This is a genomic window from Arthrobacter sp. B2I5 (assembly GCF_030816735.1).
Classification (GTDB): domain Bacteria; phylum Actinomycetota; class Actinomycetes; order Actinomycetales; family Micrococcaceae; genus Arthrobacter.
Genome location: NZ_JAUSYF010000001.1, coordinates 1103275 through 1118973, shown reverse-complemented (window position 1 = coordinate 1118973; position 15699 = coordinate 1103275). Strand labels below are relative to the sequence as shown.

18 protein-coding genes are annotated in these 15699 nt (G+C 61.7%); 17 read left to right on the top strand and 1 reads right to left on the bottom strand.

Translation table 11 applies throughout. The features are described 5' to 3' along the window. The 17 genes from QFZ60_RS05410 (at window position 1) to QFZ60_RS05330 (ending at window position 14714) form a co-directional block, all read left to right on the top strand. A complete protein-coding gene (locus QFZ60_RS05410; protein ID WP_307088823.1) occupies window positions 1–399 on the top strand; it encodes a TadE/TadG family type IV pilus assembly protein in 399 nt (132 codons plus the stop codon). Beyond that, complete coding sequence (locus tag QFZ60_RS05405) at window positions 387–1391, top strand: TadE/TadG family type IV pilus assembly protein (protein WP_307088820.1); 1005 nt, start codon at window positions 387–389, stop codon at window positions 1389–1391. Before QFZ60_RS05410 ends, QFZ60_RS05405 begins: the two co-directional genes overlap by 13 nt. A gap of 22 nt (window positions 1392–1413) precedes the next feature. Beyond that, window positions 1414–2181: a Flp pilus assembly protein CpaB gene (locus QFZ60_RS05400; protein WP_307088819.1), complete on the top strand. Its 768-nt coding sequence runs from the start codon at window positions 1414–1416 to the stop codon at window positions 2179–2181. Further along, window positions 2178–3377, top strand: a complete 1200-nt coding sequence (locus tag QFZ60_RS05395) for an AAA family ATPase (RefSeq protein WP_307088817.1) — start codon at window positions 2178–2180, stop codon at window positions 3375–3377. The genes QFZ60_RS05400 and QFZ60_RS05395 overlap by 4 nt, the downstream gene beginning before the upstream one ends. Before the next feature lie 128 nt (window positions 3378–3505). Then, entirely contained in the window at window positions 3506–4819 is a 1314-nt protein-coding gene (locus tag QFZ60_RS05390) for a CpaF family protein (protein WP_307093207.1), read from the top strand. After that, on the top strand, window positions 4820–5773 hold the full coding sequence (locus tag QFZ60_RS05385) for a type II secretion system F family protein (protein ID WP_307088814.1): 954 nt from the start codon (window positions 4820–4822) through the stop codon (window positions 5771–5773). Window positions 5774–5782: 9 nt separating this feature from the next. Next, window positions 5783–6655 carry a type II secretion system F family protein gene (locus tag QFZ60_RS05380; protein WP_307088813.1) on the top strand — a complete coding sequence of 291 codons (873 nt, stop codon included), beginning with the start codon at window positions 5783–5785 and terminating at the stop codon, window positions 6653–6655. Between the two features lie 8 nt (window positions 6656–6663). Further along, window positions 6664–6876 carry a Flp family type IVb pilin gene (locus QFZ60_RS05375; RefSeq protein ID WP_307088811.1) on the top strand — a complete coding sequence of 71 codons (213 nt, stop codon included), beginning with the start codon at window positions 6664–6666 and terminating at the stop codon, window positions 6874–6876. Between the two features lie 266 nt (window positions 6877–7142). Further along, on the top strand, window positions 7143–7352 hold the full coding sequence (locus QFZ60_RS05370) for a Flp family type IVb pilin (RefSeq protein ID WP_307088809.1): 210 nt from the start codon (window positions 7143–7145) through the stop codon (window positions 7350–7352). A gap of 76 nt (window positions 7353–7428) precedes the next feature. Further along, window positions 7429–7803, top strand: a complete 375-nt coding sequence (locus QFZ60_RS05365; protein WP_307088807.1) for a TadE/TadG family type IV pilus assembly protein — start codon at window positions 7429–7431, stop codon at window positions 7801–7803. A gap of 38 nt (window positions 7804–7841) precedes the next feature. Further along, a complete protein-coding gene (locus QFZ60_RS05360; RefSeq protein WP_307088805.1) occupies window positions 7842–8849 on the top strand; it encodes a Tad domain-containing protein in 1008 nt (335 codons plus the stop codon). Window positions 8850–8876: 27 nt separating this feature from the next. Beyond that, on the top strand, window positions 8877–9617 hold the full coding sequence (locus tag QFZ60_RS05355) for a Flp pilus assembly protein CpaB (RefSeq protein WP_307088803.1): 741 nt from the start codon (window positions 8877–8879) through the stop codon (window positions 9615–9617). After that, on the top strand, window positions 9614–10807 hold the full coding sequence (locus QFZ60_RS05350; protein ID WP_307088801.1) for an AAA family ATPase: 1194 nt from the start codon (window positions 9614–9616) through the stop codon (window positions 10805–10807). Before QFZ60_RS05355 ends, QFZ60_RS05350 begins: the two co-directional genes overlap by 4 nt. After that, window positions 10807–12303 carry a CpaF family protein gene (locus QFZ60_RS05345; RefSeq protein WP_307088800.1) on the top strand — a complete coding sequence of 499 codons (1497 nt, stop codon included), beginning with the start codon at window positions 10807–10809 and terminating at the stop codon, window positions 12301–12303. The genes QFZ60_RS05350 and QFZ60_RS05345 overlap by 1 nt, the downstream gene beginning before the upstream one ends. A gap of 10 nt (window positions 12304–12313) precedes the next feature. Then, window positions 12314–13246, top strand: a complete 933-nt coding sequence (locus QFZ60_RS05340) for a type II secretion system F family protein (RefSeq protein ID WP_307088799.1) — start codon at window positions 12314–12316, stop codon at window positions 13244–13246. Window positions 13247–13253: 7 nt separating this feature from the next. Further along, window positions 13254–14138, top strand: a complete 885-nt coding sequence (locus QFZ60_RS05335) for a type II secretion system F family protein (protein ID WP_307088798.1) — start codon at window positions 13254–13256, stop codon at window positions 14136–14138. A 93-nt stretch (window positions 14139–14231) separates the two neighbouring features. Continuing rightward, entirely contained in the window at window positions 14232–14714 is a 483-nt protein-coding gene (locus QFZ60_RS05330; RefSeq protein ID WP_307088797.1) for an Hpt domain-containing protein, read from the top strand. A gap of 3 nt (window positions 14715–14717) precedes the next feature. On the opposite strand, the gene QFZ60_RS05325 is transcribed toward QFZ60_RS05330, so the two are convergent. Beyond that, entirely contained in the window at window positions 14718–15497 is a 780-nt protein-coding gene (locus QFZ60_RS05325) for a response regulator transcription factor (RefSeq protein ID WP_307088795.1), read from the bottom strand. Between the last annotated feature and the right edge of the window lie 202 nt (window positions 15498–15699).

Genomic DNA, 15699 nt, shown 5'->3' with positions numbered 1-15699 from the left:
TTGAAACGCAGCAACAGAACTTCTGACAACGGTGAACGGGGTGCCGTTGCAGTCGAATTCGCACTTGTCGCCCCGATTCTGATCGCTTTGATCATCGCCATCGTCGAGTTCTCCAATGCATACAACATTCAGGTCTCTGTGACCCAAGCATCCCGTGAGGCTGCCCGGACGATGGCCATCACCAAGGACGCGACGAAAGCAACAACAGCTGGCAAGGCCGGCGCACCTTCAATCAACTCCTCTCTGCTCACCTTCGACTACTCGTCAGCGACCTGCCCGGCAGCAACGCCAGGATCGACTGCAGTAGTAACCGTCAAGTACAGCGGCTCATCTCTGACGGGGTTTTTCGGCCCCAGTCTCACAGTTACAGGTAAAGGGGCTATGCAATGTGGCGGCTAGTCAAGAAGGCAAGGGGTGCGAATGAGGGTGAACGCGGAGCAGCAGGTGTGACCGTCGCCGTCATGATGCTCGTCCTCATAGGCGCCGGTGCCATGGCGGTTGATGTTGGGCAGATTTATGCCGAGCGCGCGCAACTGCAAAATGGCGCCGACGCGAGCGCCCTAGCCGTTGCTCTCAGTTGCCAGGCTGGCTCCTGTACTCCTGCCCTTGCTGATGGCTTGGCAAACTCAAACTCAAACGACGGCGCCAGCACGGCCTCCGTGGATCTTTCGACGCCGGGTCAAGTGACAGTCACGACGTCCACAAAGAATGGTTCGTCCAGTTTTCTGACGAACTTATTCGCGAATGCAATCAACGCTGGCCCCGTAACGGTTGGCGCGCAAGCCGTCGCAGCTGCGGGCCCCCCCGGTGGCGGTTCCGGATTCCCGCTGGCCTTGTCGAACAACTGCTACAACCTGGCCTCAGGGATCCAGACGGCGGAAGTTCAGAAGATGTCATACAAGCCGGGAGGGACATGCACAGGTCCCTCCGGAACACAAATTCCAGGCGGTTGGGGCTGGCTTGATGAAGACTCGCCGTGTGTGGCCAGCACCCAAGTGGGAACAAATGATATGGGCTCCGACCCCGGCAACAATCCTCCAAGTGGCTGCGCGACGATTCTCGGTGACTGGAAGACCACGATCCAAGCAGGAGGGGAAGTCAAAGTCGAATTTCCCGTGTTCGACACTTCGTCTGGTACTGGGCAGGGTGGCTCGTTCCACGTCATCGGATACGCAACATTCAAAATATGGGGCTGGAAGTTCGGCAACAACGGCGTATACGAGTTCCGCAACACGGCCAGCGACCCCGGAATGACAAGTTCCCTGGCCTGTTCAGGCGGCAACGACCGCTGCATCATCGGTCAGTTCGTCAAGTACTCGGTTATCGGCTCCGGCAACTACGTTCCCGGAGGCCAAAACCTTGGCACATCGGAAATCCGACTTATCAAGTAGTTCCAATTGAGGGGAAGAAGAAATGAAAGTACGCCTACTGGGAGGCATAGCCGCGCTGGTCGTAGCAGTTTTAGGCACGGTTCTCCTTTTTAACTACGTACAGGGCGCGGACCGCCGCGCGTTGGCGAACACCGAAACAGAGGATGTACTGGTTGTAAAACAGAACGTCCCTGCCGGGACACCGGCCAGTCAACTCGCGCAATACGTCACGACGAAAGCAGTGCCACGCACCGCCGTCGCCGCCGATGGAGTTCACGACCTGGGCTCGTTAGGCACAACCGTCACTTCGGTGGCGCTGGTCCCGGGCGAACAGTTGCTCAGCAGCCGCTTGGTAGACGCAAATGCCTACCTCGGCCCCTCACGAGTTGCAGTCCCTGCCGGGCTCCAGGAGATCACTCTTCGCCTGGGTATTGAGAGGGTCGTTGGCGGCAAGATCCAGGCCGGCGACACAGTAGGCGTTTTCATCTCCATGGCTGATTCCGCCGGTGGCAACGGGACACAGTTGACGTTCCACAAGGTCCTCGTCACGGCCGTTCAGTTCAGCTCGGGAGCTGCAGCACAAACGCAGGCACAGGCAACACAGCCAAACTCAGCCGGCGCCATGAACGCAGCTAGTGAAAACAAACCAGCAACAAGTGACTCGTACCTGATCACCTTCGCGCGTGACGCTGTCGACACCGAAAAACTCGTCTACGCCGCTGAATTTGGGAAGGTCTACCTCTCGAAAGAGCCGGCCGACGCCACCGAAGGCACCGCAGGTGTCGTCAATCAGACAAAGGTATTCAAATGAGCCGCTTCATTTTGATCTCTCCCTCAACGGACTACGAACGGAAAGTTCGGGCGTCGATAGCACCCCTCAGTGGCTCGTTGCAGTATTTCCAAGCCGCTTACCTCCCGGAGTCCCCTGAGGACATCCTCCGGCAGCAAGCAGGCGAACCCCCGGAAGTGCTCATTCTTGGCCCTGGTCTTCCACAGGACGAGGCTCTCAAATTCGCCGCGGTCATGGACCTGCAGTACCCGGAAATCAGCATCGTTCTGGCAGCGGATGACGACGGCGAGCTGGCCTTGAACGCCATGCGTTCCGGCATCCGCGACCTAATCCCGCCCGCAGCAGACATGGACCAGGTCCGTGCACTAGTGGAACGGGCAAGCCTCGCCGCCGCCGGACGCCGGCGCGGTTTGGCCCCAAACACTGCAGAACGTCCTGCCGCTGACGGAGGGCGGGTCATCGCCGTCATGTCTCCCAAAGGCGGTGTGGGCAAGACGACAGTAGCAAGCAACCTGGCGATCGGCTTGGGACAGGTTTCACCCATGAGCGTCGTGGTTGTCGACCTGGATCTCCAGTTCGGGGACATCGCAAGCGGCCTGATGCTCGAGCCCGACTTTACAATCACGGACGCTGTGGTGGGTGCCGCGAGCCAGGATGCAATGGTACTCAAGACCTATCTGTCTCTCCACCCCGGAAACATCTACGTCTTGTGCGCGCCCCGCAATCCAATCGATATGGATCGGATAACCGGCGAACATATCAGCCACCTGCTTCGTCAGTTGCGGGCCGAGTTCCAGTATGTGGTGGTCGATACCGCACCCGGCCTTGGCGAACACGTGCTGGCCACGCTGGAGCAGGCCACGGACGCTGTCTGGGTATGCGGCATGGATGTTCCCAGTATTCGTGGATTGCGTACCGGGTTCCAGATCCTTTCGGAACTCGATCTGCTACCCGATAACCGGCACGTGGTTCTAAATATGGCGGATAGGCGGACAGGCCTGACCGTCCAGGACGTTGAGGCCACTATTGGCGCTCCTGTCGATGTGGTTCTTCCCAAGTCGCGCGCGGTGACGTTCTCGACGAACAAGGGAATCCCGCTTCTTCAGGATGGCAGCCGGGATGGAGCGGCTAAGGGGCTGCGAAAGTTGGTCGAACGGTTCAAACCTAATTGGGAAGCGCCACGCAAGAAGGTCCACAGAAGGGCGGTAGTGCAGTGAGTCTCTCCAACCGTTTTGCGAAGTTGCGTGGCGAGACCGATGCCGATGCTTCCGTTACTGCCCCCCACCTCCCCTCGACCCTGGGGGTCATTCAACAAGCTCAAGCAGCAGAACAAGCCCAAGCCCCGGTGGCTGTCGAAGTAACGGGTGGAACTGCGAGCGAAGCACTCACAGGCCTCAAAGAACGTGCCAGCCAGGCACTCTATGAGAGGCTTGGCTCCCGGATCACGGACTCATCCCTTGAGGAGGCTGAGCTCCATCAGTTTGTAAAGGATGAGCTACGGGCCGTCGTTGAGGAGGAACAAGTCCCCCTGTCACAGGGTGAACGACAGCGACTCACGCGGGAGATCATCGACGATGTTCTGGGGCACGGGCCGCTGCAACGATACCTCGATGACCCGTCCGTCACGGAGATCATGGTCAACAGAGCAGACCAGATCTACGTCGAGCGAAACGGCCGTCTGTTCCTCACAGACACTAAGTTCAGTAGCGAAGATGCGCTTCGGAGGGTCATTGAACGGATTGTCACCCGCATTGGGCGACGAATCGATGAATCGTCCCCCCTTGTAGATGCTCGCCTGACTGATGGGTCCCGTGTAAACGCGATCATCCCCCCGTTGGCTGTGAACGGCGCGTCGCTGACCATCCGTAAGTTCGGGCGTGAAGCGCTGACAGTACAAAAACTGATCAGCTTCGGAAGCCTATCTCCCGAAATGGCTGAATTGCTCCAGGCTTGCGTCTTGGCACGAATGAACATCATCGTTTCCGGCGGCACGGGCACCGGAAAGACAACTATGTTGAATGTCCTGTCCTCCTTTATCCCCGCTACGGACCGCATCGTGACCATCGAGGATGCCGTTGAACTGCAACTCCAACAGGATCATGTGGTCAGACTGGAAAGCCGGCCACCGAATATCGAGGGCAAGGGCGAGGTCTCGATCCGTGACCTGGTCCGCAACTCGCTTCGTATGAGGCCGGACCGCATCGTTGTCGGTGAGGTACGTGGAGGTGAATCTCTGGACATGCTCCAGGCGATGAACACCGGCCACGACGGCTCGATCTCGACCGTGCACGCCAACTCACCACGTGATGCAGTAGCCCGCCTGGAAACCTTGGTCCTGATGGCAGGGATGGACCTGCCGCTCAGGGCAATCCGGGAGCAAATTGCATCCGCGGTAAACCTGATCGTGCATATCTCCCGGCTCCGCGACGGAACTCGCCGGGTGACCCACATAACTGAAGTCCAAGGCATGGAAGGCGACATCGTCACGCTTCAGGATGCCTTCGTCTTCGACTACTCAGCGGGCATTGACGCGAACGGCCGATTCCTTGGGAAGCCCGTTCCGACGGGAGTCCGGCCCCGCTTCACAGACAGGTTCGAGGAACTGGGAATCAGAATTTCCCCGGCTGTTTTTGGTGCCCAAGGGCCAAGGAGCCGATAGATGGAAACTTCAGAAGCCCCGGTCATGATCATGGTCGCGGGGGTGTTGATGATCTTCGCGTCAATCATTGTCACCTTCGTTGTCGTACTGAAACCCCGACACGCGATCCCGCTCTCACGGCGCCGGCCGGATGTGCCCGCAAGTGCATCCAGGCTGACCGTCCTCACCGACACGGCAGTTGGCGCCATCAACAAGCGTATGAAAGGAAGAAAGGACTTCCTAGTCAGCCGCGAAAAGCTGGAACGGGCCGGGTTGAAGACCCAGCCCGCCGACTTCCTGCTCATGATGGGCGCCGGCGCGCTGGCGGGAAGCGTGTTCGGTTTCCTGCTCGGGGGGCTCTTCTTCGCAATCATTCTGCTAGCAGTTGTTCCCGCCGGAATGCTCGTCTACCTTTCGATACTTACTTCCAGGCGCAAGAGCAAGTTCGACGAGCAACTGCCGGACACCTTGCAGATGCTTACAGGAAGCATGCGGGCCGGTCATTCCCTCTTGCGGGCCATCGACGCGTCAGCCCGTGAAAGTGACGCACCTATGTCGGAAGAACTGAGCAGGATCGTCAACGAAACCAGGATCGGTCGCGACTTGGGGGAATCAATGACGGAAGTGTCTTCCCGCACCGGCAGCGAAGACTTCGGATGGATTTCCCAAGCCATCGAGATCCATCGGGAGGTGGGCGGAGATTTAGCGGAAGTGCTTGACCACGTCGGCGAAACCATCCGTGACCGTAACCAGATACGCCGTCAGGTAAAGGCCCTGAGCGCTGAAGGAAAAATGTCGGCTGCCGTTCTCATGGGACTGCCAGTGGTTTTGTTCTTCGCTCTGATTCTGATCAACGGTCAATACGCGAAAACGTTCACGAGTACAGTTCCAGGTTTCCTGATGCTGGGCGCTGCGGCTGTAATGCTCACTGCCGGTGGCTTCTGGCTCAGCCGGCTGATTAAGCCAAAGTATTAGGAGAGCGACATGTCACCCATTGCACTCGGAGCCATACTTGCCATCGTTTTGCCCGTCACATACCTCGTGTGGTCAGTAGCAGCTACAGATCGGGTTGCCCTTCGGAACATTCAGGCAAACCTGGGACAACGCGCCAGGAACGCAGCTCCGCAAAGCTTGACCTTGGAATTCAGCGCAGTAGCCCGCAAGGTTACGCCAGTTCGCTATGTCGCTTGGCTGGACAAACAGCTCGCTGCCCTGGGACGCCCTAAGGAGTGGCCCCTTGAGCGACTCCTGGTGGTAAAACCGCTGCTGGCTCTCGGAGCCGGACTTCTGGCCCTGTTTTACTTCCTCGCCTCGCCAGAGCCGGCACGCTTTGCGATCCTCATTGCCGCTCTTGCGTTTGGCTACTTTGCGCCCGACCTGTTGATTCGCAGTAATGCGGAGAAGCGGAGAGACAAGATTCGGCAGGAGCTGCCGAACACTCTGGACCAGATGCTGATCTCTGTCCAAGCGGGCCTAGGATTCGAAGCCGCTATGGCGCGCACGGCGCAAAACGGCGACGGCCCCCTGGCTGACGAAATGATGCGAACACTGCAAGACATGCAGGTGGGGCGTTCCCGCAAGGAAGCCTACTTGGCCATGTCTGATCGTGTTGACGTTCCCGACCTGCGCTCGTTCATCCGCGCAATCGTTCAAGCGGATGCATACGGGATTGCTATTGCGAAGGTGCTCAAAGTTCAGGCGCAGGAAATGCGTATGAAACGCCGCCAGCGGGCCGAGGAACATGCCATGAAGATACCTGTGAAGATCCTCTTCCCGCTCATCTTCTTCATCTTCCCGACCCTGTTCATCATTCTGCTCGGGCCGGCGGTCATGAACATCATCGCTGCGTTCTCCTAGGAGGAGCTATGAAAACCCTCATCCAGACTTTGTCCCTATTTCGGCATTTCGCCCCGCGGTTCAGAAGTGAGGAAGACGGCGCCACCGCGACAGAATATGGAATCACACTCGGTTTCATCGCCGTCGTAATTGTGGCTGGAGTTGGCTTATTCGGGCTCTCGCTCAACGGTTTTTACGACCATCTCACCACCGGGATAAAGACCGCACTCGGCATCCCCTAACAGAAGCTGTCAGCTTCGCGCCCTATGGCGCCAATCGACCGGACCCCCTCGGCACCCAGAACCGAGGGGGTCCTTTTTGCGGACTCCAAGTTCCTCAGAAACGCAGTTTTTGCGCAGTGAATGGGCAACAAAAGTGCAGGGAGCCAACAGTCCAAAGAGGCTTTGCGCAGGATGTTGCAAGATCCGGTCAAGGGGGTGATTTCCGTTGCTAACTTCGTATTAGCGCTGGTGCAGGGCCAGCCAAACTTACTCGCTCAGGAGTCAAAATGCTTTCTCTCATCGCTACCCTTCAGACCCTAGGTTTCAACCTCAAGAACCGCCTGGCCAGCGAAAAAGGCGCCACGGCCGTTGAATACGGCATCATGGTGGGCCTCATCGCAGTCGTCATCATCGTTGCGGTTAGTACTCTCGGCGGCACCTTGGGTGACTTCTTCGACAGCATCAACTTGAAGCTGGGCAAGCCCACGCCTGCCTGATCTCGGAACAGCGGGTTCCGGACCCCATATCGGAACCACGATAAGTGCCCTGGCTATTCAAGAGGAGGTGCAGCAGATGAAGCGAGACTCGGAACGCGGAGCAGCCGCCGTCGAATTCGCAATCCTACTGCCCCTCCTCTTGATGCTCGTACTCGGAACAATCGAATTTGGGCGGGCATACAACGCCCAGATCACCCTCACCAACGCAGCCCGCGAGGGTGCCCGAGTAATGGCCATAAATAAGATTCCCGCGGAGGCCAAGGCCAAGGCTCAGGACGCCGCGGCCCCAATCAGCACCAGCATCCCCACTACCGACATCATCCTCAGTACCGACACCTGCCCCGTTGGCACGCAAGTGACGCTCACCATCAAGTACACGTTGTCGACCATTACCGGCATCGCTGGCCCGTTCCCTATGACAGGTAAGGGAGTCATGCTGTGCGGCGGTTGATATCCGTGCAGGAAGACAAAGAACACGGAGCCGTTTCCGTGCTTGTCGCCATCCTCCTGGTGACTCTCCTAGGCTTCGTGGCGATCGCCGTCGACGTCGGGCTCATCTATTCAGAGCGGGCGCAACTGCAAAACGGTGCAGATGCTTCTGCCATCGCCCTGGCCCAGACTTGCGCCCGTGATGCCAAAAGCAATGCGTGTTTGACGCCGTCCACGATGGCGGGCAGCCTTGCAAACCAAAACGCGTTGGACGGCTCGAGCAACGTCAGCAGTATCCAGCTCAATGCAACAGCGGGAACGGTCACCGTCACCACTGGTGCCAAGGAAGCCGGGGGCATAGCCGACTCGGTGTCGCTATTCTTCGCCCGTGCAATGGGCATACCCACGAAAGAAGTTCGGGCTCAGTCTTCGGCGGTCTGGGGCGGCCCCATCAAAGGCCCTACAGCCTTCCCGCTGGCCTTTTCCATCTGCCAAGTCCAAAACATGGTCGACGGCGGTTCGCAGGTCCTGCAGAACAAGGACAGTAAGTCAGCGAACCCCGGCTGCACCCTCCCTTCCGGTGGGACTGTGCCAGGCGGATTCGGGTGGCTCGCCCAGGCCCCGGGCGAATGCGGCGCCAGCATCGATCTGAGTATCGACAAAGGCGGCAGCGACCCGACCAATACCAAGACAGGCAACAGCGCCCCCCCCAACTGTGACGACACCCTTAACGCCTGGGCTAACGGCATCACAGCCGGCCGCAAAGCAATCGTTCTGCTGCCAGTCTTCGACAAAGTCACCGGGACCGGCGCTGGGGCTGTTTACCACTTGCAGGCGTTCGCCGCCTTCAATGTCGTTGGCTGGAAGTTCAGCGGCCAGGACAACACCACTCCATTGTCATTCCGCAACACAGCGCCTAAAGGGTCCGGGTCCACTGCCACAGCGACATGCACCGGCGACTGCCGCGGCATCATTGGCGAATTTGTCACCTATGTCTCCCTCGCGGACGGCTACAAGCTTGGACCCGTAGGCCCCTACCGCGCAACCATCGCCCGTCTCACCCTCTGATCCATAAACCACACCACGGAGTTCAACGTGAAGTCTCGCCTGCTCGCCGGAACGGCCGCCGTCGCCCTGGCGCTTGTGGGAGCCCTCCTCATCATCTCCTACGCCAACGGAGCCGATCAGCGGGCCGTGGCCAACATGGAGCCCAGAGCTGTCCTCGTTGTAGCAAAGACTGTTCCCGCCGGTACCGGAGTGGAAAACCTGTCTGCCTCGCTTGTGACGAAGCATCTGCCGGCATCAGCCGTGTCCAGCAGCGCACTAAACACCCTGGACAGCAAAGCAGGCACCGTGACCGCCACCGACCTCGTCCCCGGCGAGCAACTCCTGTCCGAGCGGCTCATTCAGCCGGCCGATGCAAAGGACGATGGGACCGTGAAGGTTCCTTCAGGTTTCCAGGAAGTTTCCTTCCAGCTCGAGCCGCAGCGCGTTGTAGGTGGCCGAATTGCCCCTGGCGATCATGTTGGTATTGCCATGAATTTCAAGGCCGGTGCGGACAAAGCCAAACCCGGGGAGACCACCCAGTTGACCCTGCGGAAAGTACTGGTTACCACTGTTCAGGGCGCACCCCAAGAGAACTCCAAGGACGACAAAGCCTCCCAAAACCCAGCTGTCCCGGCGGGTGCACTCATCATCACCGTTGCCGTAAATGACGTGGATGCTAACAAAATCATCTTCACCTCAATCAACGGTGAGCTCTGGCTCACGAAGGAACCTATGGACGCGGCAGACAGCGGCCCCCGCATCGAGCACACGGACACGGTGTACAAGTGAGCCGCTTCGTCCTCCTCTCCCCCAACGCCGACTTCGACCAGAAACTGCGCAACGCCGTCGCCCACGGCCTGCGCGGCAGCGTCCAGACCATCGCGAGTGACATCCTCCCCGCCGGCCCGGCCGAACTGTTCGCCCTCCTCAACCAGGAACAGCCGGAAGTCCTGATCATCGGACCGGACGTTCCCTACGAGGAAGCACTCAGGTTCGCCAAGGTCTTCGACGTCCAGCTCCCCGGCCTCAGCCTGGTCCTGGTCAGCGACGTGCAGCCGGAATTCCTGCTGCATGCCATGCGCGCCGGCATCCGGGACATCCTCAGCCCGCAGGCCGACCCGGCGGAAATCAGGGTGCTGCTCGAACGTGCCTGCCAGTCCTTCGCCACGCGCCACCGCAGCCCCGAGGCACAGCAAACAGAGAACGGCAAAGGCCTGGTGATCGGCGTCTTCTCCCCCAAGGGCGGTGTCGGCAAAACCACGCTCGCCACCAACATCGCCATCGGCCTGGGCCAGATCGCGCCCATGAGCGTGGTGATCGTAGACCTGGACCTTCAGTTCGGCGACGTCGCCTCCGGCCTGTACCTCGACCCGCAGCACACCGTCACCGATGCCGTCACGCCCGCCGCCGCCCAGGACTCGCTGGTCCTCAAGGCCTTCCTCACCGTGCACCCGGCCGGGATCTACGCCCTCTGCGCGCCGCCCAATCCGGTGGACGCGGACCACATCACCCCAGAACAGGTCAGCCGCCTGGTGGAACAGCTGTCCCACGAATTCCAGTACGTGGTCCTGGACACCGCCCCCGGCATGCCGGAAATCGGCCTCGCCGCCATGGAGCAGTGCACGGACGTGGTGTGGGTCAGCGCCATGGACATTCCCAGCCTCCGCGGCCTCCGCTCAGGCCTGGAAGTCCTCCGGCAGCTGGACATCATGCCCGAATCCCGGCACGTGGTCCTCAACATGGCGGACGCCAAAGCCGGCCTCAACGTGCAGGACGTCGAATCCACCATCGGCGCGCCCGTGGACGTCAGCGTCCCCCGGTCCCGCGCCGTGGCACTGTCCACCAACCGCGGCATCCCGGTCCTCCAGGAATCCAGGAAGGACCCCGCCGTCAAAAGCCTCCGCCAGCTCGTGGAGCGCTTCAACCCGGCCTGGCGCGCCCAGGCACAGAAGAAGCTTCACCGAAGGGTGGTCATCTGATGAAACTCTCTGAACGCATCAACGCGGTCCAGACTCGCGACCAGGCCTCCGGCTCCGGGTCGGGCACGGGCACCGCCGTGCTCGAGGCCCCGCGCCCGGCGCCTTCACCGTTCCCCGCGGAAGCTGCGGAACGGCACCTTCCCGCGCATGCCGCCGTCGTGCATTCAACGCACGACGACGGCGCGCAGCAGGTGCCTACGGCACCCAAGGTGGACGTCTTCGCAGCCATGAAGGACAGGGCGGCCACCGCCCTGTTCGAACGCATGGGCACCCGCTTCAACGACGCCGCCGTCACCGAGCAGGAACTGCGGAGCACCGCCAAGAAGGAACTCACCCGCATCATCGACGCCGAACAGGTGCCGCTGACGCCGGAGGAACGCACCCGCCTGGTCCAGGACGTGGCCGACGACGTGCTGGGCTACGGCCCCCTCCAGCGCCTGCTGGACGACCCCGCCGTCACCGAAATCATGGTCAACCGCATGGACCAGATCTACGTGGAACGCAAAGGCAAGCTGACCCTCTCCGAGTCCCGCTTCAGCTCCGAGGAGCACCTGCGGAAGGTCATCGAACGGATCGTGTCCAAGGTGGGCCGCCGCATCGACGAGTCCTCCCCTTTGGTGGACGCCCGCCTGGAGGACGGCTCCCGCGTCAACGCCGTCATCCCGCCCCTGGCCGTTGGCGGGTCCTCCCTCACCATCCGAAAGTTCAGCAAGACCCCGTTGACGGTCCGTAACCTCATCGACTTTGGCACCCTGACCCCGGAGATGGCCGAACTGCTGAACGCGTGCGTGAAGGCCAAGCTGAACATCATCGTTTCCGGCGGTACGGGCACGGGCAAGACCACACTCCTCAACGTACTGTCCTCGTTCCTTCCGCACGACGAACGCATCGTCACCATCGAGGATGCCGTGGAACTGCAGATCCAGCAGGACCACGTGGTCCGGCTGGAAAGCCGCCCGCCCAACACCGAAGGCAAAGGCGAAGTCACCATCCGCGAGCTCCTCCGCAACTCCCTCCGTATGCGCCCGGACCGGATCGTGGTGGGTGAGGTCCGCGGCGGCGAATCGCTGGACATGCTGCAGGCCATGAACACCGGCCACGACGGCTCCCTGTCCACGGTCCACTCCAACTCGCCCAGGGACGCCGTGGCCCGTCTCGAAACCCTGGTGCTGATGGCCGGCATGGACCTTCCGTTGCGCGCCATCCGCGAGCAGATCGCCTCCGCTGTGAACCTCATCGTCCAGATCTCCAGGCTCCGCGACGGCTCCCGCCGCATCACCCACGTCACCGAAGTGCAGGGCATGGAGGGCGACATCGTCACCCTCCAGGACGCCTTCGTCTTCGACTACTCCGCCGGCGTTGACGCGCAGGGCCGGTTCCTGGGCCGGCCGGTGGCCACGGGCATCCGGCCCCGGTTCATCGACCGGTTCGAGGACCTGGGCATCCACGTGTCCCCCGCAGTGTTCGCCGGACCGCTGTCGCCGGGCGCGAAGTAGGGACGCGGCCATGATCATCGCCATCGGAAGCGTCATCCTGCTGGCAGCCATCTGCCTGCTCGGTGTGGCCGTGCTCCTGCCGAGCGCCCCCGCAGTGCCGCTGGACCGCCGTCGTCCATTTGAACCCGAGCCGCCGTCCTCCCTGTCCCGCCTAGCCCTGTCCGGCGTCAGGTCCTTCGAACGGCTCCTCGGCGGCCGGAACGTCAAGCTGTTCGCCCGCCCGGAGCTGGAAAACGCCGGACTGCGCCTCAGCCAGGCAGAGTTCTTCCTGCTGGTGGGCATCGGCGCCTGCGTCGGCATGCTCGTGGGCATCGTGACGGTCGGCCCCCTGGTGGGGGTGCTGCTGGCACTGCTGGCACCCTTTGTGGGCAAACTCGTCCTCGGATTCCTGGCCGGCAAGCGGCGCAACGCCTTCGACAGCCAGCTCGGCGACACCCTTCAGCTGCTCTCCGGCGGCCTCCGCGCCGGCCACAGCATCCTGCGCGCCATCGACGCCGCCGCCACGGAGTCCCAGAAACCGACCTCGGAGGAGATGCGGCGGGTGATCACCGAAACCAGCCTGGGCCGCGACCTGCTGGCCGCGCTCAACGACACAGCGGACCGGATGAAGAACGAGGACTTCGTGTGGATCTCGCAGGCCATCCAGATCAACCGCGAGGTGGGCGGCAACCTGGCGGAAGTCCTGGACCAGGTGAACGAAACCATCCGCGAGCGCGCGGAAATCAAGGGCCACATCAAGGCCCTGGCCGCGGAAGGAAAATTCTCCGCCTACATCCTCATCGCCATGCCCTTCGGCATCGTGGCCATGCTGCTTGCCGTGAGCCCCAGCTACATGAACTCGATGTTCACCCATCCCCTGGGCTGGGTGATGATCGGTGCCTCCTTTGTCCTGATGACCATCGGCGCGCTCTGGATGCGCAAGATCATCGACCTGAAGTTCTGAGGACCCCATGAACCTGATCGTCCTCCTCGCCATACTCCTGGTCTGCGTCCCCCTGGCGGCCGTGACATGGTCCATGCTGACCGTGGACAAGCAGGGGCGCATCGCCGCCGCCGAGCTGTTGGGCCGCGGCGCCCCGGCGGCCCTCACTGCCCCTGCCGGGAAACCGGGCATCCTCGAAACCGTGGGCCGCCAGCTGACTCCCCCGGCCTATGTTGCCTTCCTGGACCGCCTCCTGGCCCTCGCCGGCCGGCCCGCCTCCATGCCGATGGGCAAGGTCCTGGGCTCCAAGCTGGGCCTCGGAATGGCTGGTCTGGCAGCGGGCCTCTGGCTCGTGAGCATCGGCGCGAGCCCCCTCATGAAGCTCGCCGGCTTGTTCCTCATTGTCCTGGGCTACTTCATCCCGGACCTCCTCCTGTACAGCAAAGGCCAGGAGCGGCAGAAGGCGATGCAGCTGGAGCTGGCCAACACCCTGGACCAGATGCTGATCTCGGTGGAAGCCGGACTGGGCTTTGAAGGCGCCATGGCCCGGGCGGGCGAGAACGGCAAGGGCCCCCTCGCGGAGGAACTGGTCCGCACCCTGCAGGACATGCAGGTGGGACGCAGCCGCCGCGAGTCCTACGTCGCCCTCGCCGAGCGGACCAGCATCCCGGAACTGCGCAGCTTCGTGCAGGCCGTGGTGCAGGCCGACACCTACGGAATCGCCATCAGCCGGGTCCTCCGGGTCCAGGCGAAGGTCATGCGCGTCAAACGGCGCCAGCGGGCCGAGGAAAAGGCCATGAAGCTGCCCGTCATGATCCTTTTCCCGCTGCTGTTCTTTATCTTCCCGGTCCTCTTTATCGCCATCCTGGGGCCGGCCGTGATCAACACTATTGCGACCTTCAGCGGCCAGTAAAGATACTCAGTGCGGCGGCAAGGTTGCCTCAAGGTTTACACAGAATGATAAGAAAACGGACGCCGACGGATATCCAGGAAGTAGCCTTGAACAATGAACAGTCCCGATCCCGGCTCCAGCGGAAAGAGCCCCGCTGCGGACTACCCGCTGTCCGGGGTCGGTTTGCCCGCCGCTCCCGTTCCGGCCGCCGGCGCGGCCCCGTTGCTGGAAGAGGCCGCTCTCTTGCCGTTGGTTGATGCCGCCGTGCTGGCGGAACTCGAAGATGAGCTGGCCGGATCCGGGCTGGCGCAGCGCTTCGCCCGTGACTACGCCGCCATGTGGGACCTGCGGCTGGCCCGGCTGGGAACAGCAGTGGAGAGCCGGGACGAGGACCTCGCCCTTGATGCCGTCATCAGCCTCAAGATCAGCTCCGCCATGGTTGGTGGGCTAAGGCTCGCCAGGCTCGCCGAACTCCTTGAAGGCCTGATCAGGCAGGGTGACTTTGCCCAGGGCCAGGCGATGATGGCCGGTGTGGCCCTGGACGGGGCACGGACTGTGTCCGAGCTGCAGGCAACCTACATCCTGGAAAACGGTTAGCAGCTACGCATCGTCCGGCCGGCGCGGCGCCAGCCGATACCCCACCCCACGGACCGTCTGCAGCCACCGCGGGGACAGCTGATCCTCTTTGAGCTTGCGCCGCAAGTTCCCTACGTGAACCTCCACAGCGCGCTCGTCCGCCTCACTGATGTACGTGTCCCGGTCGTAGAAATCGCCCCGTACCGCCCGCACCAAATCAGCCCGGGTGCACACGGCGCCGCCGCCCTTCAGCAGGACATGGAGCAGGTCGAATTCGCTGCGGGTCAGGCCCAGCGGCTCACCCTTGATCTCCACAGTGCGCGTCCGGTGGTTCAGCAGCAGCCCGTTGTGCTGCAGGACCCCGGGCTCGGGCTGTGCGGGGGCAGGAGCCGCGGCCTGTCCCCACTGTGACGTGTTCCGCCCGGTCACCTCGTGGCGGGGCCGGCGCATCATTGCTGCCACCCTGGCCCGCAGTTCCCTGGGCCTGAAGGGTTTGGCGATGTAGTCATCCGCCCCCGCATTCAGGGCGGACAACAGGTCCGGTTCGTCCGTACGGCCCGTCAGCATCACCACGTAGGCGTTGCTGAAGTTGCGGATCCGCCGCAGGACCTCGAACCCGTCGATGTCCGGCAGGCCGATATCCAGCGTCACAACGTTGGCCTGCTTACTGCGGACCACCTCAACCCCGGCCCGCCCATCAACAGCTGTATGCACTTCGAAGCCCGCCTGGGTCAAAACACCTTCAAGGAGGTTGCGTACGTCGTCGTCATCCTCGATGACCACAGCTACACCAAGATCGTCCATTGCTATCCCTGCGCCAGGCGGAAATGGCCCCCCATTGACCCAGCGCCAATGCCAATCCCGCTCCAACCATTTATACGCTACTAGTAAGCCGGGCTGATGACAGCCGAATCGGCGCCGAAAATTGAAAAGTCAATTATTATGACAAGACATGTGCAATATCCAAAGGAAAGGGTGGATACCAAGGTAACCGGGGGAATTGCTG